The organism is bacterium, from assembly GCA_026129405.1.
Taxonomy (GTDB): domain Bacteria; phylum Desulfobacterota; class Binatia; order DP-6; family DP-6; genus JAHCID01.
Genome location: JAHCID010000003.1, coordinates 162,492 through 180,038 on the forward strand (window position 1 = coordinate 162,492; position 17,547 = coordinate 180,038).

The window sequence follows — 17,547 nt, forward strand, 5'->3', positions numbered from 1 at the left end:
ATGGCCGAGATCACCGTGACGTTCGAGGACGGCGCCAGCGTGCGCCTTCCCACGGGGACCAGTGCCGGCGACGCGCTGCGGGCCCATGTCGAGGAGAGCGGCGGGAGCAAGAAGCTCCTGCGGCGCGCCGTGGCGGCCCGGGTCGAGAACGGGACCGGCGCCCACCTCGTCGATCTGTCGCGCGGGCTCGAGAGCGACTGCCGGGTCGCGGCGGTGATGCCGGAGACTGCGGACGGGCTCGAGGTTCTGCGCCACTCGACGGCGCACCTCATGGCGCATGCCGTCCAGCGCCTGTACCCCGGCACCGAGATCACCATCGGTCCGGTGATCGACAACGGCTTCTACTACGATTTCAAGCGTCCGGAGGGATTCACGCCCGAGGACCTGGCGCGTATCGAGGAGACCATGCGCGCCATCGCGCGCGAGAACCTCGCCGTCAGCCGCGAGACGATGCTGCGCGACGAGGCGATCCGCCTCTTCGACGCGATGGGCGAGCGCTACAAGGTCGAGATCATCGACGGCATCCCCGAGCCCACCGTCTCGCTGTACCGCCAGGGCGATTTCGTCGACCTGTGCCGAGGCCCGCACGTACCCTCGACCGGGCACCTGGTCGCCTTCAAGCTGACCAGCGTCGCCGGTGCCTACTGGCGCGGCGACTCGCGCAACGAGATGCTCCAGCGCATCTACGGGACGGCGTGGGCGAGCCAGAAGGACCTCGACGCGTATCTGAAGCGCATCGAGGAGGCGAAGCAGCGCGACCATCGCCGGCTCGGCCAGCAGCTCGACCTCTTCTCGCTGCACCCGATCGCGCCCGGCGCGCCGTTCTTCCACCCGAAGGGCGCGCTCGTCTTCAACACGCTGGTCGACTGGGTGCGCGGTCTGCACCGCAAGTACGGCTACACCGAGGTCATCACGCCGCTGGTCTACAAGACCGAGCTCTGGAAGACCTCCGGACACTACGACGCCTTCCGCGACGGCATGTTCCTCATGGCCGCCGACGACGAGGAGTACGGCGTCAAGCCGATGAACTGCCCGGGGCACTGCTACTACTTCGCCAGCCGCAAGCACTCGTACCGCGACCTGCCGATCCGACTCGCCGACTTCAGCCGCCTGCACCGCTTCGAGCCGTCCGGCACGCTGACGGGGCTCACGCGCGTGCGCGCCTTCACGCAGGACGACGCCCACATCTACTGCACCCCCGATCAGCTCGACGCGGAGATCGACGCGTTCATCGCCATGGTGAACGAGGTCTACGCCGCGTTCGGCTTCGACCGCATCGAGGTCTCGGTGCAGACGCGCCCCGACAACTTCCTCGGCCGGATCGAGCTGTGGGACGCCGCCGAGGCGGCGCTCGACCGGGCCGCGCGCAAGACCGGTCATGCGGTCACGGTGCTCCCCGGGGAAGGGGCGTTCTACGGGCCCAAGATCGGCTTCGACTTCCGCGACGTGCTCGAGCGCTCGTGGACCCTCGCCACGATCCAGATCGACTGTGCGATGCCCGAGCGCTTCGGTCTCGCATACGTGACGCCGGACGGCAGCGAGGCCACGCCCGTGATGCTCCATCGCGCCGTGCTCGGCTCGATCGAGCGCTTCATCGCCATCCTGCTCGAGCACACGGCCGGCAAGCTGCCGCTCTGGCTCGCGCCGGAGCAGGTGCGCGTCGTGCCGGTGAGCGAAAAGGTCGAGGCCTGGGCGCAGACCGTGCGCGAGACCTGCGTCCGCGGCGGGCTCCGCGCCGACGCGGATCTGCGCAACGAGAAGCTCGGCTACAAGATCCGCGAGGCCCAGCTCGCGAAGGTCCCGGTGGTCGCCGTCGTCGGCGAGCGCGAGGCGGCCGACGGGCTGGTGGCTCCGCGCATCGCCGGGCAGAACGAGGAGCCGATGGCGCTCGACGCCTTCATCGCCCGGATCGCGGCGGAAGCGAGACTTCCAGGAGGTGCCCCATAGCGAAGCTCGAGGAACGCGTCCGGATCAATCAGCAGATCCGGGCCCGCGAGGTGCGGGTGATCGACGACGACGGCGCGCAGCTCGGGGTGATGACGCCCCAGGAGGCCCAGCGCGTCGCCGATGCGAAGGAGCTCGACCTCGTCGAGGTCGCGCCGACGGCCAATCCGCCGGTCTGCCGGATCATGGATTACGGCAAGTTCCGCTACTCGCAGAAGAAGAAGGCCCAGGAGTCGCGGAAGAAGAACGCCGCGAGCCAGCTGAAGGAGGTGAAGCTGGGCTCGCAGACGGGCGTGCACGACGTCGAGTTCAAGGTCGGGCACATCCGCGAGTTCATCGGCGAGGGCCACCGCGTGAAGGTGACCGTCTTCTTCCGCGGCCGTCAGATCACGCACCCCGAGCTCGGCCGGGCGATGCTCGAACGCATCGCCGAGATGGTCACCGAGATCGCCAGCGTCGAGCAGTCGCCCCGCATGGAGGGGCGCAGCATGTCCATGATGCTGGTGGGCAAGTAGTCCGCAGACCCGCGCGTCACCGCGCCACGAGGAACCGATGCCGAAGCTCAAGACGAACCGCGCCACCGCGAAGCGCTTCACGAAGACCGCGACGGGCAAGATCAAGCGCCGCCGGGCCTTCCTGCGCCACATCAACGGGTACATGACCCGCAAGCGGAAGCGCGCGCTCAGCCGTCCCGCGCTCGTCTCGCCGGCGGACGAGTACAACATCAATCGCCTGCTGCCCTACGCCTGACGGCGGGGGCGACGAGAGGAGCACCCGATGCCACGCGCCAAAGGCGGCCCGAAGACGCGCCGCCGCCACAAGAAGACCATGAAGCTCGCGAAGGGCTACGTCGGCGGGCGTCGCAAGACGTATCGCCAGGCCCGCGAGACCGTCGAGCGCGGTCTCACCTACGCCTATCGCGATCGCAAGCAGAAGAAGCGCGACTTCCGCAGCCTGTGGATCGTGCGCATCGGCGCCGCCGCGCGCCAGAGCGGGCTCTCGTACAGCCGCCTCATGGCCGGTCTCAAGGCCGCGGGCGTGGTCATCGACCGCAAGATCCTCGCGGCGCTGGCGCTCGACGAGCCCAAGGCGTTCGCCGAGCTCGTGGGCCTGGCGAAGAGCCGCCTGCCCGAGCCGACTCCCGCAGCCGCCGGCGCGTAGCTTGGACGCGGAGCTCGCACAGCTCCGCGCGGCGGCGACGGCGGAGGTCGCCGCCGCCGCGGACGCCGAGGCGATCGAAGCGATCCGGCTCCGCTACCTGGGGCGCAAGGGGTCGCTGAACCAGATACTGCGCGGTCTCGGACGGCTCTCCGCCGAGGAGCGGCCGCGCCTCGGCGCGGTCGCCAACGAGGTGAAGGAGGCGATCGCCGGCGCTCTCGACGCGCGCGGCGCCGCGCTCGCGCACGAGGCGATGGCCCGCGCTCTCGCCGAGGAGCGCATCGACGTGACGCTGCCGGGGCGCCGACGCCCGCAGGGCCGCGTCCATCCGCTCCGCCAGACCGAGGACGACATCGTCGACATCTTCCTCTCCATGGGCTTCTCGGTGGCCGAGGGGCCGGAGATCGAAGACGACTTCCACAACTTCGAGGGTCTCAACTTCCCGCCCGACCATCCGGCCCGTGACAGCCAGGACACGTTCTTCGTCGAGGGCGGCCCGGATCTCCTCCTGCGCACGCACACCTCGCCGGTGCAGCTGCGCGTGATGCGCAGCCAACCGCCGCCGGTACGCGCGGTGGTGCCGGGGACGGTCTACCGCCGCGACGACCTCGACGCGACGCACTCGCCGATGTTCCAGCAGGTCGAGGTCTTCATGATCGACGACCGCGTGACCTTCGCCGACTTGAAGGGCGTCCTCGCCGAGTTCGCGCGACGGCTCTTCGGGCCGCAGACACGCGTGCGGTTCCGCTCGAGCTTCTTCCCGTTCACGGAGCCGAGCGCCGAGGTTGACGTCTCGTGCGTGCGCTGCCCGAACGCGCCGGCGGCGCCCGACGCCGACTGCCGCGTGTGCAAGGGCTCCGGATGGCTCGAGATCCTGGGTGCCGGGATGATCCACCCGAACGTGCTGCGCGCCGGCGGCTACGATCCGGAGACGGTGCGCGGCTTCGCGTTCGGGCTCGGCACCGAGCGGGTCGCGATGCTGCGCCACGGGCTCGACGAGCTGCGCGGGTTCTACGACAACGACCTGCGGTTCCTCGAGCAGTTCTGAACGCGGCGAGGCCGACGCATGCGCATCCCTCTCAGCTGGCTCGTGGAGTTCGTGCCCTGGTCCGGATCGCCCGAGGCGCTCGCCGACCATCTCACCATGGCGGGCCTGAAGGTCGAGGCGGTCGAGCGCCACGGCGAGCTCGACGGCGGCATCCGCGTGGGGCGGATCGACGCGGTCGAAGCCCATCCCCATGCCGAGCGGCTCCGCGTCTGCCGTGTCGACCTCGGCGAGGGGTCGCCGGCGACGCTCGTGTCGGGCGCGCCCGGCCTGGTCGCGGGACAGCTCGTGCCCGTGGCGCTGCCGGGGGCGGTGCTCCCCGGCGGAGGCGAGATCGGCGCCGTCACCCTGCGCGGCATCGCGTCCGAGGGCGTGCTCTGCTCGGAGGTCGAGCTCGGCCTCGGCGACGACGCCTCCGGCATCCTCGTCCTGCCCGCCGAGGCGACGGCGGGGACACGCGTCGCCGACCTGCCCGGCGTGCGCGACGTCGTGATCGAGATCGAGGTGACGGCGAACCGCGGCGACTGGCTGTCGATCCTCGGCGTCGCGCGCGAGGTGGCCGCCGTGACCGGGCGCAAGCTGCGCGTCCCGGCGCCGCGGCTGCGCGAGGGCGGCGGCGCCGCCGGCGAGGTGGTCGCCGTGCAGATCGACGATGCGACGCGGTGCGCACGCTACGCCGCCCGCATCGTGCGCGGCGTGCGGGTGGGGCGCTCGCCCTTCGCGACGCGGCTGCGCCTGCTGCGCGCGGGCATGCGCCCGATCAACGACGTCGTCGACGCGACCAACTGGATCATGCTCGAGCGCGGCCAGCCGCTGCACGCCTTCGACCTCGCCCGCCTGCAGGGCGGGCGCGTCGTCGTGCGCGGGGCGCGGCCCGGCGAGACGCTGGTGACGCTCGACGAGGTCACGCGGACGCTCGGCCCCGACGACCTCGTGATCGCCGACGCGGAGAACGCGATCGCGATCGCCGGCGTCATGGGCGGCCGCGACTCCGAGGTGACGGAGGCGACCACGGACCTGCTGCTCGAGAGCGCGTTCTTCTCCCCCGCGGCGGTGCGGCGGACGAGCCGCCGGCTCGGGCTGCCGTCGCAGGCGGCGCACCGCTTCGAGCGGCGCATCGACCCGATGGGTGTGGGCCCGGCGCTCGACGCGGTGGCGGCGCTGATCGCCCGCCACGCCGGGGGCAGCGTCGCGCCCGGGGTCGTCGAGCAGGCGCCGGGGCTGGCGGCGCTGGCGCCGGAGCCCGTGCGGCTGCGTCCGCGCAGGGTGGCTGCGCTTCTCGGCATGCCGCTCCCGCGCGGCGAGGTCACCCGGCGGCTGCGCGCGCTCGGCGCCACCTGGCAGATCGACGGCGACGCGCTGTTCGTCACGCCGCCGTCGTGGCGCGGCGACCTCGTCATCGAGGAGGACCTGGCCGAGGAGCTCGCGCGGCTCGCCGGCTACGACGCCGTGCCGACGACGCTCCCGCAGGCCCCGATCGTCGGCGCCAGCGACAGCCCCGCACGCAGCGCGATGCGGCGGCTGCGCCGGCTGCTGGTGGCGCAGGGGCTCCAGGAGATGGTCACGATCGGCTTCGCCGACGAGGCGACGGACGATCGAGTGCCGGGTCTTCTGGGCGGCGGGCTGCGGCCGATCGGGCTCTGCAATCCGCTCTCCTCGGAGTGGACGCGCATGCGGCGCTCGCCGCTGAGCGGGCTTCTGCGCGTGCTGCGCGCGAACCTCGCGCAGGGGGCGGCCGGGGTCGCCGCGTTCGAGCTGGGCAAGGGCTACGGCGTCGACGCCGACGGCGTGCGCCACGAGCCGCGGGCGGTGAGCGTGGTTCTCTGCGGCAGCTGGCCCGCCTGCGGCGTGGAGCGCCTCGGCGCGACGATGGGGTTCGACGATCTGAAGGGCGCGCTCCAGGGCGTGCTGGCGGGCGTCGGTGCGCTGGACGAGGACGTGCGCTGGGAGGCGAGCGGCGCGGTGGCGTGGCTCCATCCGGGGAAGGCGGCGGCGATCCGGATTGCCGGCGGGCTGGTCGGCGTGGCCGGAGCGCTCCACCCAGAAGTCGCGCAGGTGCTCGATCTTCCTGCGGAAGTGTGGCTCGCTGAGCTTGACTTCGAGCAGGTGGGTCACTATCGTCCGCGCCGCGCTGGCGTCCGGCCCTTGCCACGCTTCCCTGCCGTCGCCCGCGACATCGCCGTCATCGTCGACGAAGTCTTTCCGGCCGACACGATCCTCGAGGAGATCCGGGCCTTGGGCGATCCGCTCATCGCATCAGCGAGTGTGTTCGACTGCTATCGGGGCGCACCGATCCCGGCGGGGAAGAAGAGCCTCGCGTTCACGATCGCGTATCGCGCCGCCGACCGCACGCTGACCGACGACGAGGTGAACGCCGTCCATGCCCGGGTCCGGGACCACCTGCGCGCCCGCTGCGCGCTCGAGCTGCGGAGCTAGGACCACGCCATGACCATGACGAAGGCCGACATCGTGGAGCGCATCTACGAGAAGGTGGGCTTCTCGAAGAAGGAGGCCACCGACGTGGTCGAGAAGATATTCGAGGTCGTGAAGCAGCACCTCGAGCAGGGCGAGAAGGTCAAGGTCTCCGGCTTCGGTAACTTCGTCGTCAACGAGAAGCGCCCGCGCAAGGGGCGCAACCCGCAGACGGGCGAGGAGATCGTCATCTCCGGCCGGCGCGTGCTCACGTTCAAGGCCAGTCAGGTTCTGAAGAAGACCATGAACGGAGAGCCGGTGACGGCGAGCGACCGCGACGACGAATGACGGCACCCGACGCCGACCTGCCCGACAAGCTCTACTTCAAGATCGGCGAGGTGGCGCGCCTCGTCGGCGTGAAGCCGTACGTGCTGCGCTATTGGGAGACGGAGTTCGCCCCGCTCCTCCGCCCCGAGAAGTCGCACACGCGCCATCGGCTGTACCGGCGGCGCGACGTGATCGTGCTGCGCACGATCCGTCGTCTGCTGCACGACGATCGCTACACCATCGAGGGGGCGAAGCGTCGCCTGCGCGCGGGTGAGGAGCCGATCGAGCCGACGCCGCCGCTGCGCGACGCAGCCGCGGCGCTCGCGCGGGTGCGCGGGATCGTGGTCGAGCTCTGCACGCTGCTCGACCGCGAGCCGGGAACGCCGCCGCCCCTCGTCATCGGTCCGCGGCGCTCGTAGCGCACGGCCGCCGCGGGGCGGCCGCGACCGGAGCGGGCGATCAGCGCACGCCGCTGGTGCGCTTGGTGCGCAGGTGCAGCCGGTAGACCTTCTTGTCGGTCGGTGTCGGCTGCGTGCCGTCGCCGGCCGCCGCCAGACGCTTGGCCTTCCAGCCGAGCAGGGCCGAGCGCAGCGCATCGGGATCGATGCCGAGCGTTTCGCAGACGTTGTTGAACGAGAAGGGCCACTCGTAGTCGACCGCGCGGATCCACTGCTCCGATTGCTGCGAGAGCAGGCGCGGGTTCGAGCGCGGGTTGGTGAGGTGCTCCTGGAAGCACCGGATGCCGTCCTCGAGCACCGCGAGCATCAGCGCTTTCTCGCCGGAGATGTAGCTGTCGCGCCGGAAGCCCTGCACCACCTGCTCGGGCAAGATGATCTCGGGTGCGAAGAGCTCCGCGAGAACCTCGGGATCGCGTCGGCCAGGGCCGGGGTCCCGCTGGGGGTCCGTCGCCGATTCGATCGCTGCCGCCGTCTCCGTCGCAAGGGTCTTTGCCATGCCGTCCTCCGCCGTGCCGTGGCGAATGCAACGGATGGGCCAGCCCCGGTGCGCACGCGGTTGCTCGCTCGCAGCGTCACGCGAGTGTCGAGCCCGTAGCTCTGCGTGGCCAAATTGACACTCGGACGGCCCTCTGCATCGAGGTGTCAACGCGCTGGCTCGCATGCGTCGCGGCGCGCGCGGCTTGACCGTCGACCCCCGTCCCCCTAAGAGGGCGACCGTTGTCGGGGCGTGGCGCAGCCAGGTAGCGCACTCGCTTGGGGTGCGAGTGGTCGGCCGTTCAAATCGGCTCGCCCCGATGCCAGGGTCCCCAAGGCGGCGGCCTGCGCGAGCTTGCAGCGTCGTCGCCTTGGTGGCACCCTTCGCGCGCCGTCATGGACGCTCGGCCGCTCATCCTGGTCGCGAACGACGACGGCATCCACTCGGAAGGCCTCGCGGCATTGCGCGACGCCGTCGAGCCGCTCGGACGGGTCGTGGTCGTCGCGCCGGACCGCGAGCAGAGTGCCGTCAGCCACGCGCTCACCCTGCACCGGCCGCTGCGCATCGAGCAGATCGGCGAGGACCGCTGGGTCGTCGACGGCACGCCGACCGACTGCGTGAACCTCGGCATCAACGGCATCCTGAAGACGCGCCCGGCGCTCGTCGTGTCGGGGATCAACAAGGGCGCGAACCTCGGCGACGACGTCACCTACTCGGGCACCGTCAGCGCGGCGATGGAGGGCACGCTCCTCGGCGTGCCGTCGATCGCGATCTCGCAGATCGGCCGCGGCGGGTGGGACTTCGCGATCGCTGCGGCGTTCGCGCGCAAGATCGCAGCGCGGGTGCTGGACAGCCCGCTGCCGCCGGATACCCTCCTCAACGTGAACGTACCGCGCTTCAGCGACGGGGCGGAGCCGAGCGGCGTCGCTCTGACGCGCATGGGCCGCCGGCGCTACGGCGACGCCATCGTGGAGAAGGTCGACCCGCGCGGCCGGAAGTACTACTGGATCGGCGGAGAGGAGCTCGCCTTCGTCGAGGAGGAGGGTACCGACTTCCACGCGGTCAGCCACGGCATGATCTCGGTCACTCCGATCCACCTCGATCTCACGAACTACGGCGCCTTCGAGGCGCTGCGCGGGCTCGCGGACGGATGGTGATGGCGACGGACCACGAGGCGGCGCGCGCGCGGATGGTGCGCACCCAGCTCGAGGGACGCGGCATCGCCGACCGGCGCGTCCTGGCGGCGATGGGCGCGGTGCCGCGGCACCGTTTCGTGCCGCCCGAGCTGCGCGAGCGCGCCTACGAGGACACGCCGCTGCCGATCGGTGAGGGACAGACGATCTCGCAGCCCTATATGGTGGCCGTCATGACCGAGGCGCTCGGGCTCGACGACGAGGCGGCCCACGTCCTCGAGGTCGGCACCGGCTCCGGCTACCAGACGGCGATCCTCGCCGCGCTCGGCGTGCGCGTCACGTCGATCGAACGGCTCGAGCCGCTGGCGGAGCGCGCGCGCGAGGTGATCGACGGCATCGGCCTCGGCGAGCGCGTCACCATCGCGGTGGGCGACGGCACGCTCGGCTGGGAGGCCGACGCCCCCTACGACGCCATCCTCGTGACGGCGGGCGCGCCCGGCATTCCGCGCCCACTCGTCGCGCAGCTGGCGCCGCACGGGCGCCTCGTCGTGCCGGTCGGGGAGGAGGAGCTCCAGACGCTCGTCCGCCTGCGTCGCGGCGCGGGGGGCCTCGTCGAGGAGTATCTCGGCGAATGCCGGTTCGTGAAGCTGCACGGCAGCCACGGCTGGGAGGAGTCGTAGGGAGCGGCGGACGGTGCGGGCGGGGTGGGTGCTGGTGGTGGTGGCGGGGGTGCTCGCCGGGTGCGGAGCGAAGACGCTCCAGCACACCGTGAAGCCGGGGGAGAACCTCTACCGGATCGGGCTCGCCTACGGGGTGACGCACCAGGAGCTGGCGCGCGCCAACGACCTGCGCAACCCCGACCGCATCGAGATCGGCCAGGTGATCCGCATCCCCGGGGCGAGCCGGCAGCTGCCGGTGAACACCATCACCCCCGTCCGGGCGCGCGACGACCGCCCGCCGGCGAAGGAGATTCCGGCCGGGCCCAAGGCCTTTGCCTGGCCGGTGAAGGGCGCGACCCTGGCCTCCAGGTTCGGGCCGAGGGGGGCCACCCATCACGACGGCATCGACCTGGCCGCGCCGGTGGGGACGCCGGTCCAGGCCGCGCGGGCGGGCCGGGTGCTCTACTCCGACCGCCTTCGCGGCTACGGTAACATCGTGATCCTCGAGCACGAGGGCGGCTGGGCCACGGTCTACGCCCATCATCAGGAGAACCTGGTGCAGGCCGGCGAGGTCGTCCGTCAGGGCGACGTCGTGGGGCGGGTCGGCGAAACCGGCCAGACGACGGGCCCGAACCTCCACTTCGAGATCCGCAAGGACAACGTCGCCCGCAACCCGCTGTTCTTCCTCCCGCAGGGGAGGGCCGTGGCCGGGCGCTCGCCAACCCAGGCCGAAGGAGGCCCCGACGCATGACCGACATCGCCCGCTTCATCCGTGACATCCCCGACTTCCCGAAGCCCGGCATCGTCTTCAAGGACATCACGCCGCTGTTGGCCGACGGGCCGGCGCTGCGCCGTACGATCGACGGCCTCATCGAGCCGTTTCGCGGCAAGGTCGACATCGTGCTCGGGATCGAGTCGCGCGGGTTCATCATGGGCGCGGCGGCCGCCTACGCCATGGGCGTCGGCCTCGCGATCGCGCGCAAGCCGGGCAAGCTGCCGTACCACAAGCACGCCGCCACCTACGCGCTCGAGTACGGCACCGACACGCTCGAGCTGCACCTCGACGCGATCGCGCAGGGAACCCGCGTGCTGCTCATGGACGATCTCCTCGCCACGGGCGGCACCGCGAGCGCGGCCATCGAGCTGGTCGAGCGCTGCGGCGGCGAGGTCGCCGGCTGCGCCTTCGTGATCGAGCTCGGGTTCCTCGAGGGACGGGCGCGCCTCGGCGCCAACACGGTGCACGCGCTCCTGCGCTACTGACGGGCGTCGCATGGGGGAACGCGACGTCGCCGGCGAGCGCGGAGCGGTGCGCACCGGGCTCGGCGTCAGCGCCGTGCTGTTCGTGGCCGAGCTGATCGGCGGCTGGCTCACGAACAGCCTGGCGCTGTTGTCCGACGCCGTGCACATGTTCACCGACCTCGCGGCGCTCGGGCTGGCGCTGTTCGCGATCTGGATCTGCAGCCGTCCGGCGAGCGCGACGAAGTCGTACGGCTACTACCGGGCCGAGATCCTGATCGCGCTGGTGAACGGCGTCGCGCTCTGGGTCCTCGTGCTCTTCATCCTGCGCGAGGCGTGGGGCCGCGTCGGCGATCCGCAGCCGGTCGCGGGCGGCGGCATGCTGACGATCGCGGTGTTCGGGCTGGCGGTGAACGCGTACGTGGCGTGGGGACTGCACGCGCATCGCCACCACAGCATGAACGTGCGCGGCGCCTATCTGCACGTGATCTCGGACATGCTCGGCTCGGTGGGGGCGGTGGTCGCGGGCGTGGTCATCGTCACCACCGGGTGGTACCCGATCGACGCCCTCGTGAGCGTCGGCATCGCGGTGCTGATCCTGTACAGCTCGTGGCAGCTCGTGCGCGAGGCGGTCGACGTGCTGATGGAGGCGGTGCCGTCGCACGTGACGCTGGAGGCGGTCGAGCAGGGCCTCGCCGCCGTACCGGGCGTGGCCGAGATCCACGACCTCCACGTGTGGACGCTCACCACCGGACGCTACGCCCTCTCGGTGCACGCCGTGGCCAGCGAGCGGATCGCCGACGATCGGCTGCTGGAGGCGCTCACCGCCGTGTGCCGGCGCGACTTCGCGATCGACCACGTGACCATCCAGATCGAGCACGAGAGCCGGCGCGCGCACGAGCCGGAGCACTGACGACCGCGCCGGCGCGGCCCGGAGCCCGGCGGCATCGCGCCCGTCGCCGCCGCGGGCGTCCCGTCGTCGAGGCCGGTTGCTGGACCTGCCCCCGCGCGGGACGCTAGGAAACCCGGATGGCCGATACCCGCATCGAGCGCGACAGCATGGGCGAGATGATCGTTCCGGCGAATGCGTACTACGGCGCCCAGACCGCCCGCGCCGTCGAGAACTTCCCCATCTCGGGCCTGCGCTTCCCGCGCAGCTTCATCGCCGCGCTCGGGACCATCAAGGCGGCGTGCGCGCGGGTGAACCGCGAGATGGGGCTGCTCGAGCCGAAGGTCTCGGACGCGATCGTCCGCGCCGCGACCGAGGTGGCCGAGGGCAGGTGGGACGGCGAGTTCGTGGTCGACGTCTTCCAGACCGGCTCCGGCACCTCGACCAACATGAACGCGAACGAGGTGATCGCGAACCGCGCCATCGAGCATCTCGGCGGCACGCGGGGCGACAAGTCCGTCCACCCGAACGACCACGTCAACATGGGCCAGAGCACGAACGACGTGTTCCCGACGGCCATCCACGTTGCGGCCTACGTCGAGATCGCGAGCGTCCTGCTGCCGGCGCTCGAGGAGCTGGCGGCGGCGCTCGACGAGCGCGCGGTCGCGTTCGAGGACGTGGTGAAGGCGGCCCGGACCCACCTCCAGGACGCCGTGCCGATCACGCTGGGCCAGGAGTTCTCCGGCTACGCGAGCGTCGTGCGCCACGGCCAGGCGCGTCTCCAGTCGGCCCTGCGGCACATGGCCGAGCTGCCGATCGGCGGTACGGCGGCGGGCACGGGCATCAACGCCCCCGCAGGCTTCGGGGCGGCGGTCGCGGCCGACGTGGCGCGCGTCACCGGCCAGCCGTTCGTGCAGGCGCCGAACCTCTTCGAGGCGATGCAGAACCGCGACGCGGCGGTGGAGGCGTCCGGCGCGCTGCGCACGATCGCCGTCGGCCTCATGAAGATCGCGAACGACCTGCGGCTCCTCACCTCGGGCAGCCGCACGGGCTTCAACGAGATCGAGCTGCCGGCGACGCAGCCGGGGTCGAGCATCATGCCGGGCAAGGTGAACCCGGTGATTCCCGAAGCGATGAACCAGGTCTGCGCGCTCGTCATCGGGCACGACGCCACGGTCGCCGTCGCCGCCATGAACGGCAACCTCGACCTGAACGTCATGATGCCCGTCATCGCGCACGCGCTGCTGGAGTCGGTGACCGTCCTGGCTGCCGCCTGCCGGGTGACGACGGCGAAGTGCGTGCGCGGGATCGTCGCCAACGTCGAGCGCTGCCGCGAGTACGGCGAGGCGACCGGGCAGCTGGTGACGGCGATCGCGCCGGTGGTCGGCTACGATCGCGCGGCCGAGCTCTTCAAGAAGGCGATGGCGCGCAACGTGCCGATCCGCCAGGTGCTGCTCGACGAAGCCGTGCTGCCGAAGGAGGAGATCGACCGCATCCTCGATCTGAAGGCGCTGGCGCACGGCGGTCGCGTGCGCTGAGGTGCGGCGCGACTCGTCGACGCGCGGCGTCGATCTTGACACCACGGAGCACCGCGCGTAGAGACGACCAGCTTCACTTCGCCACGGCACTCTTTAACTTGACCCAGCGAGGTCAGGAAGGGTTTCGATGCAGACCGGCCACATCGGGTCCACGACGGACCGCTCGCACGCCGCCGCCTCCCGGCAACGCCGCGGAGGCTTTTTTTGCGCCCGCGAGCCGCAGGAATCGTCATCGGCCATCGCAGGCGCGCCCGCAGGGAGCGCAGCATGACGACGAACGGCGCCCGGCAGGTGATGGATGGACAGGCGATCGCGCGCGCACTGGTGCGCATCGCCCACGAGATCATCGAGAAGAACAAGGGGGCCAAGGAGCTGGCGCTCGTCGGCATCCGCTCGCGCGGCGTCCACATCGCGCAGCGGCTGCGCCGCACGCTCCAGGAGATCGAGGGCGGGGCGATGGTGCCGTTCGGGGTCGTCGACATCACGCTCTACCGCGACGACCTCGACCGCGGGCTGCAGAATCCCGAGGTCCAGGGCACCGAGATCCCGTTCGGCGTCGAGGGGCGGCGCATCCTGCTCGTCGACGACGTGCTGTTCACGGGGCGCACGATCCGTGCTGCCATGGACGCGCTGGTCGACTTCGGCCGGCCGCAGTCGGTGCAGCTGGCCGTGCTGGTCGACCGCGGGCATCGGGAGCTGCCCATCCGGGCGGACTACGTCGGCAAGAACCTGCCCACCCATCTCACCGAGCGGGTCTCGGTGCGTCTCGCGGAGGCGGACGGGGTGGACGAAGTCGTGATCGAGAGCTGAGGGAGGGAGACCATGGCATTCACCCAGCGTCACCTGCTCGGACTCGAAGGCCTGTCGGCCGCGGACATCACCGCGGTCCTCGACACCGCCGCCTCGTTCAAGGAGATCAACGAGCGCGACATCAAGAAGGTGCCCACGCTGCGCGGCAAGACCGTGATCAACCTGTTCTACGAGTCGAGCACGCGCACCCGCACCTCCTTCGAGATCGCCGCCAAGCGCCTCTCGGCCGACACCATCAACGTGAGCGCCTCGGGCTCGAGCGTGTCGAAGGGCGAGACCCTGGCCGACACCGCCCGCAACCTCGAGGCGATGCGGCCCGACGCCATCGTCGTCCGTCACGGCAGCTCCGGCGCCTGCAACTTCCTCGCCCGGCACGTCACCTGTCCGATCATCAACGCCGGCGACGGCTGCCACGAGCATCCCACCCAGGCGCTGCTCGACTGCCTCACGATCAAGGAGCACCGCGGCGAGATCGCGGGCCTCACCGTCGCCATCGTCGGCGACCTGCTGCACAGCCGCGTCGGCCGCTCCAACGTCCACGCGCTGCGTGCACTCGGGGCGAAGGTGCGGCTGGTCGGCCCGCCGACGCTCCTGCCGCAGGAGTTCGCCGGCCTCGGCGTCGAGCTGCACACGCGCCTCGCCGACGGCGTGCGCGACGCCGACGTCGTCATGATGCTGCGCATCCAGCGCGAGCGGCAGGGACGCAACTACTTCCCCTCCGTCGACGAGTACGCGCACTACTACTGCCTCACGGAGGACGTCGTGCGGCTGGCCAAGCCGCAGGTCATCATCCTCCATCCCGGCCCGCTCAACCGCGGCCTCGAGATCTCGAGCGCCGTGGCGGACGGCCCCTACTCGGTGATCATGAACCAGGTGACGAACGGATTGGCGGTGCGCATGGCCGTGCTCTACATGCTGGTCGCGCGCAGCAAGAGCGTCGACGTCGGCGAGACGGAGGCGCTCAGCGAGCCGGCGCGCGGCCGCAGCGGGGCGCGGGCGTGACGCGGCTCCTCGTCGCCAACGGGACGCTGGTCGATCCCGTCGCCCGCACGAGCGCGCCCGCCGACCTCCTCGTCGAGGGCGAACGCGTCGCGGCGGTCGGGGCGCCGGGCACGCTGGAGGCGGCCGATGCGACGCTCGTCGACGCGCGCGGCCTCCTCGTGCTGCCCGGCCTCGTCGACATCCACGTGCACCTGCGCGAGCCCGGGCAGGAGTACAAGGAGACGGTCGCTACCGGCAGCGCCGCCGCGCTCGCGGGCGGGTTCACGACGCTCGCCACGATGGCGAACACCAATCCCGTCAACGACAACGGCGCGGTCACGCAGTACGTCCTCGAGCGCGGCCGCATGGTGGCCGGGGCGCGCGTGCACGCGATCGGAGCGGTGTCGGTGGGCCTCCAGGGCGAGCGCATGGCCGAGATCGGCGAGATGCATCGCGCCGGCATCGTCGCGGTCTCGGACGACGGCCGTCCGATCATGAGCGCGTCGCTCATGCGCCACGCGCTCGAGTACACGCAGCTCTTCGGCCTCCCCGTCATCGCGCACGAGGAGGACGACGCGCTCTGCTGCGGCGGCGTCATGAACGAGGGCCCGACCGCCGTGCGGCTCGGCCTGCGCGGCCGGCCGGCGGCGGCGGAAGAGGTGATGATCGCCCGCGACGTCGCGCTCGTCGAGCTGACGGGCGGGCATCTCCACGTGGCGCACCTCAGCACCGCGCGCGGCGTCGAGCTGGTGCGGCAGGCGAAGGCGCGCGGCCTGCGCGTCACCGCCGAAGTGACGCCGCACCATCTGTTCCTCACCGAGGAGGCCGTGGGCGACTACGACACGAACGCGAAGATGGCGCCGCCGCTGCGCACCAGGGCCGACGTCGAGGCGCTGCGCCAGGGGCTCGCCGACGGCACCATCGACGCCATCGCCACCGACCACGCCCCGCACCACCAGGACGAGAAGGACTGCGAGTTCGACGAGGCCGCCTTCGGCGTCGTCGGCCTCGAGACGGCGCTGCCGCTCGGCCTGCGCCTGGTCGCCGAGGGCGTGCTCGACCTGCCGACCCTGGTCGAGCGCATGAGCGTCGGCCCCGCGCGCATCCTCGGCCTGCCGGCGGGGACGCTGGCGGCGGGCGGGCTCGCCGACCTCGTGCTCGTCGATCCCGAGCGGAAGTGGAAGGTCGCGGCGCGCGCCTTCAGGTCGAAGGGCCGCAACACCCCGTTCGAGGGGTGGGACGTCGCGGGCCGTGCGCTGGTCACGATGGTCGGCGGCCGCATCCTCCACGACGAGCGGGCGGCGACGCCGCAGCTCCGGGTCGCCTCCTGATGGCACGGCGCGAAGCCATCCTGGCGCTCGCGGACGGCACCGTCTTCCGCGGGCGCGCCTTCGGCGCCGAGGGCGAGACGGCCGGCGAGCTGGTCTTCAACACCAGCATGACCGGCTATCAGGAGATCCTCACCGACCCGTCGTACCACGGGCAGCTGGTGGCGATGACGTATCCGCAGATCGGCAACGTCGGCGTGAACCGCGAGGACGTCGAGTCGACGCGCCCGTGGGTGCGCGGCTTCATCGTGCGCGAGTACCGCGAGGCGCCGTCGAGCTGGCGCGCCGAGCAGAGCCTGGGCGCCTACCTCGCGCACTGGGGTATCCCGGGGATCGAGGGCATCGACACGCGGGCGCTGGTGCGCCGGCTGCGCGACCACGGCGCGCAGGAGGCGGTGCTCTCCAGCGTCGACCTCGACGCCGAGCGGCTGGTGCGCAAGGCGAAGGACACGCCGAGCCTCGTCGGCCGCGACCTCGTGCGCGAGGTCACGTGCAGCGAGCCCTACGGCTGGGAGCAGGGGCCGTGGAAGCTCGGCGGCTATCTCATGGCCGAGGAGATCGCGGCGGCGATGGGCCGGCCGCCGTTCAAGGTCGTCGCCTACGACTACGGCATCAAGTGGAACATCCTGCGCAACCTGGTCGGCGTCGGCTGCGCCGTGCGCGTCGTGCCCGCGTCGACCCCGGCGGGCGAGGTGCTGGCCCTCGATCCCGACGGCGTCTTCCTGTCGAACGGCCCCGGCGATCCCGACGCGGTCGCGGGGGCGCGCGAGAACGTCGCCAGGCTCCTCGGCAAGACGCCCGTCTTCGGCATCTGCCTCGGCCACCAGATCCTCGGCCTCGCGCTCGGCGGCAGCACCTACAAGCTCAAGTTCGGCCACCACGGCGGCAACCAGCCGGTGCAGGATCTCACCACGGGCAAGGTCGAGATCACGTCGCAGAACCACGGCTTCGCGGTCGACCTCGACTCGCTCCGGGACCGCGCCGAGATCACGCACCTGAACCTCAACGACCGCACCTGCGAGGGACTGGTGGTGAGGGACCAGCCGACGTTCTCCGTCCAGTACCACCCCGAGGCCTCCCCCGGCCCGCACGATGCACGCTACCTGTTCCGGCGCTTTACCGATCTCATGACGCACTGGCGCCGCGGCTAGAGA

At 71.5% G+C, this 17,547-nt stretch carries 19 protein-coding genes and 1 tRNA gene; 19 read left to right on the plus strand and 1 reads right to left on the minus strand.

What is annotated here, in order from left to right; translation table 11 throughout:
- Genes thrS through KIT14_13295 form a run of 8 tightly spaced genes read left to right on the plus strand, consistent with a single transcriptional unit; the run spans position 1 to position 7,305 of the window.
- Positions 1 to 1,947, plus strand: a complete 1,947-nt coding sequence (thrS, locus tag KIT14_13260) for a threonine--tRNA ligase (protein ID MCW5891502.1) — start codon at positions 1 to 3, stop codon at positions 1,945 to 1,947.
- Complete coding sequence (gene infC / locus KIT14_13265) at positions 1,944 to 2,459, plus strand: translation initiation factor IF-3 (protein MCW5891503.1); 516 nt, start codon at positions 1,944 to 1,946, stop codon at positions 2,457 to 2,459. Before thrS ends, infC begins: the two co-directional genes overlap by 4 nt.
- 37 nt (positions 2,460 to 2,496) lie before the next feature.
- Positions 2,497 to 2,694: a 50S ribosomal protein L35 gene (gene rpmI / locus KIT14_13270; GenBank protein MCW5891504.1), complete on the plus strand. Its 198-nt coding sequence runs from the start codon at positions 2,497 to 2,499 to the stop codon at positions 2,692 to 2,694.
- A 27-nt stretch (positions 2,695 to 2,721) separates the two neighbouring features.
- Positions 2,722 to 3,105, plus strand: coding sequence for a 50S ribosomal protein L20 (gene rplT / locus KIT14_13275; GenBank protein MCW5891505.1), 384 nt, complete (start codon positions 2,722 to 2,724; stop codon positions 3,103 to 3,105).
- 1 nt (position 3,106) lies between these two features.
- Positions 3,107 to 4,150 carry a phenylalanine--tRNA ligase subunit alpha gene (locus KIT14_13280; GenBank protein ID MCW5891506.1) on the plus strand — a complete coding sequence of 348 codons (1,044 nt, stop codon included), beginning with the start codon at positions 3,107 to 3,109 and terminating at the stop codon, positions 4,148 to 4,150.
- An 18-nt stretch (positions 4,151 to 4,168) separates the two neighbouring features.
- Complete coding sequence (pheT, locus tag KIT14_13285; protein MCW5891507.1) at positions 4,169 to 6,583, plus strand: phenylalanine--tRNA ligase subunit beta; 2,415 nt, start codon at positions 4,169 to 4,171, stop codon at positions 6,581 to 6,583.
- Between the two features lie 15 nt (positions 6,584 to 6,598).
- A complete protein-coding gene (locus KIT14_13290; GenBank protein MCW5891508.1) occupies positions 6,599 to 6,907 on the plus strand; it encodes an integration host factor subunit alpha in 309 nt (102 codons plus the stop codon).
- Positions 6,904 to 7,305: a MerR family transcriptional regulator gene (locus KIT14_13295; GenBank protein ID MCW5891509.1), complete on the plus strand. Its 402-nt coding sequence runs from the start codon at positions 6,904 to 6,906 to the stop codon at positions 7,303 to 7,305. Before KIT14_13290 ends, KIT14_13295 begins: the two co-directional genes overlap by 4 nt.
- A 40-nt stretch (positions 7,306 to 7,345) precedes the next feature.
- Here KIT14_13295 and KIT14_13300 read toward each other — a convergent pair whose 3' ends face one another.
- Positions 7,346 to 7,840 carry a hypothetical protein gene (locus KIT14_13300; GenBank protein ID MCW5891510.1) on the minus strand — a complete coding sequence of 165 codons (495 nt, stop codon included), beginning with the start codon at positions 7,838 to 7,840 and terminating at the stop codon, positions 7,346 to 7,348.
- A gap of 225 nt (positions 7,841 to 8,065) precedes the next feature.
- Between KIT14_13300 and KIT14_13305 the strand changes: the two genes are divergently transcribed.
- The 11 genes from KIT14_13305 (at position 8,066) to carA (ending at position 17,544) form a co-directional block, all read left to right on the plus strand.
- A tRNA-Pro gene (locus KIT14_13305) sits at positions 8,066 to 8,139 on the plus strand.
- A gap of 75 nt (positions 8,140 to 8,214) precedes the next feature.
- A complete protein-coding gene (surE, locus tag KIT14_13310) occupies positions 8,215 to 8,976 on the plus strand; it encodes a 5'/3'-nucleotidase SurE (GenBank protein ID MCW5891511.1) in 762 nt (253 codons plus the stop codon).
- Entirely contained in the window at positions 8,976 to 9,632 is a 657-nt protein-coding gene (locus KIT14_13315) for a protein-L-isoaspartate(D-aspartate) O-methyltransferase (GenBank protein MCW5891512.1), read from the plus strand. Before surE ends, KIT14_13315 begins: the two co-directional genes overlap by 1 nt.
- Positions 9,633 to 9,645: 13 nt before the next feature.
- Positions 9,646 to 10,362 (plus strand): peptidoglycan DD-metalloendopeptidase family protein, encoded by a 717-nt coding sequence (locus KIT14_13320; GenBank protein MCW5891513.1) that lies wholly within the window; start codon positions 9,646 to 9,648, stop codon positions 10,360 to 10,362.
- Positions 10,359 to 10,871 carry an adenine phosphoribosyltransferase gene (locus KIT14_13325; GenBank protein MCW5891514.1) on the plus strand — a complete coding sequence of 171 codons (513 nt, stop codon included), beginning with the start codon at positions 10,359 to 10,361 and terminating at the stop codon, positions 10,869 to 10,871. The genes KIT14_13320 and KIT14_13325 overlap by 4 nt, the downstream gene beginning before the upstream one ends.
- A 10-nt stretch (positions 10,872 to 10,881) precedes the next feature.
- Positions 10,882 to 11,760 carry a cation transporter gene (locus tag KIT14_13330; protein MCW5891515.1) on the plus strand — a complete coding sequence of 293 codons (879 nt, stop codon included), beginning with the start codon at positions 10,882 to 10,884 and terminating at the stop codon, positions 11,758 to 11,760.
- 116 nt (positions 11,761 to 11,876) lie between these two features.
- A complete protein-coding gene (locus KIT14_13335) occupies positions 11,877 to 13,274 on the plus strand; it encodes a class II fumarate hydratase (protein ID MCW5891516.1) in 1,398 nt (465 codons plus the stop codon).
- A 267-nt stretch (positions 13,275 to 13,541) separates the two neighbouring features.
- Positions 13,542 to 14,084 (plus strand): bifunctional pyr operon transcriptional regulator/uracil phosphoribosyltransferase PyrR, encoded by a 543-nt coding sequence (gene pyrR, locus KIT14_13340; protein MCW5891517.1) that lies wholly within the window; start codon positions 13,542 to 13,544, stop codon positions 14,082 to 14,084.
- 12 nt (positions 14,085 to 14,096) lie between these two features.
- Entirely contained in the window at positions 14,097 to 15,086 is a 990-nt protein-coding gene (locus tag KIT14_13345) for an aspartate carbamoyltransferase catalytic subunit (GenBank protein MCW5891518.1), read from the plus strand.
- The gene (locus KIT14_13350; GenBank protein MCW5891519.1) at positions 15,083 to 16,396 is read left to right on the plus strand and encodes a dihydroorotase; all 1,314 of its coding nucleotides are present in this window, start codon (positions 15,083 to 15,085) and stop codon (positions 16,394 to 16,396) included. Before KIT14_13345 ends, KIT14_13350 begins: the two co-directional genes overlap by 4 nt.
- Positions 16,396 to 17,544: a glutamine-hydrolyzing carbamoyl-phosphate synthase small subunit gene (gene carA / locus KIT14_13355; protein MCW5891520.1), complete on the plus strand. Its 1,149-nt coding sequence runs from the start codon at positions 16,396 to 16,398 to the stop codon at positions 17,542 to 17,544. Before KIT14_13350 ends, carA begins: the two co-directional genes overlap by 1 nt.
- Positions 17,545 to 17,547: the final 3 nt, after the last annotated feature.

Excerpts from the sequence above, each read along its gene's own strand:
- thrS (MCW5891502.1), top strand. The coding sequence starts at position 1 with ATGGCCGAGATCACCGTGACGTTCGAGGACGGCGCCAGCGTGCGCCTT.
- rpmI (MCW5891504.1), top strand. The coding sequence starts at position 2,497 with ATGCCGAAGCTCAAGACGAACCGCGCCACCGCGAAGCGCTTCACGAAG.
- rplT (MCW5891505.1), top strand. The coding sequence starts at position 2,722 with ATGCCACGCGCCAAAGGCGGCCCGAAGACGCGCCGCCGCCACAAGAAG.
- pheT (MCW5891507.1), top strand. The coding sequence starts at position 4,169 with ATGCGCATCCCTCTCAGCTGGCTCGTGGAGTTCGTGCCCTGGTCCGGA.
- KIT14_13290 (MCW5891508.1), top strand. The coding sequence starts at position 6,599 with ATGACGAAGGCCGACATCGTGGAGCGCATCTACGAGAAGGTGGGCTTC.
- KIT14_13295 (MCW5891509.1), top strand. The coding sequence starts at position 6,904 with ATGACGGCACCCGACGCCGACCTGCCCGACAAGCTCTACTTCAAGATC.
- KIT14_13300 (MCW5891510.1), bottom strand. The coding sequence starts at position 7,840 with ATGGCAAAGACCCTTGCGACGGAGACGGCGGCAGCGATCGAATCGGCG.
- surE (MCW5891511.1), top strand. The coding sequence starts at position 8,215 with ATGGACGCTCGGCCGCTCATCCTGGTCGCGAACGACGACGGCATCCAC.
- KIT14_13315 (MCW5891512.1), top strand. The coding sequence starts at position 8,976 with ATGGCGACGGACCACGAGGCGGCGCGCGCGCGGATGGTGCGCACCCAG.
- KIT14_13325 (MCW5891514.1), top strand. The coding sequence starts at position 10,359 with ATGACCGACATCGCCCGCTTCATCCGTGACATCCCCGACTTCCCGAAG.
- KIT14_13330 (MCW5891515.1), top strand. The coding sequence starts at position 10,882 with ATGGGGGAACGCGACGTCGCCGGCGAGCGCGGAGCGGTGCGCACCGGG.
- KIT14_13335 (MCW5891516.1), top strand. The coding sequence starts at position 11,877 with ATGGCCGATACCCGCATCGAGCGCGACAGCATGGGCGAGATGATCGTT.
- pyrR (MCW5891517.1), top strand. The coding sequence starts at position 13,542 with ATGACGACGAACGGCGCCCGGCAGGTGATGGATGGACAGGCGATCGCG.
- KIT14_13345 (MCW5891518.1), top strand. The coding sequence starts at position 14,097 with ATGGCATTCACCCAGCGTCACCTGCTCGGACTCGAAGGCCTGTCGGCC.
- carA (MCW5891520.1), top strand. The coding sequence starts at position 16,396 with ATGGCACGGCGCGAAGCCATCCTGGCGCTCGCGGACGGCACCGTCTTC.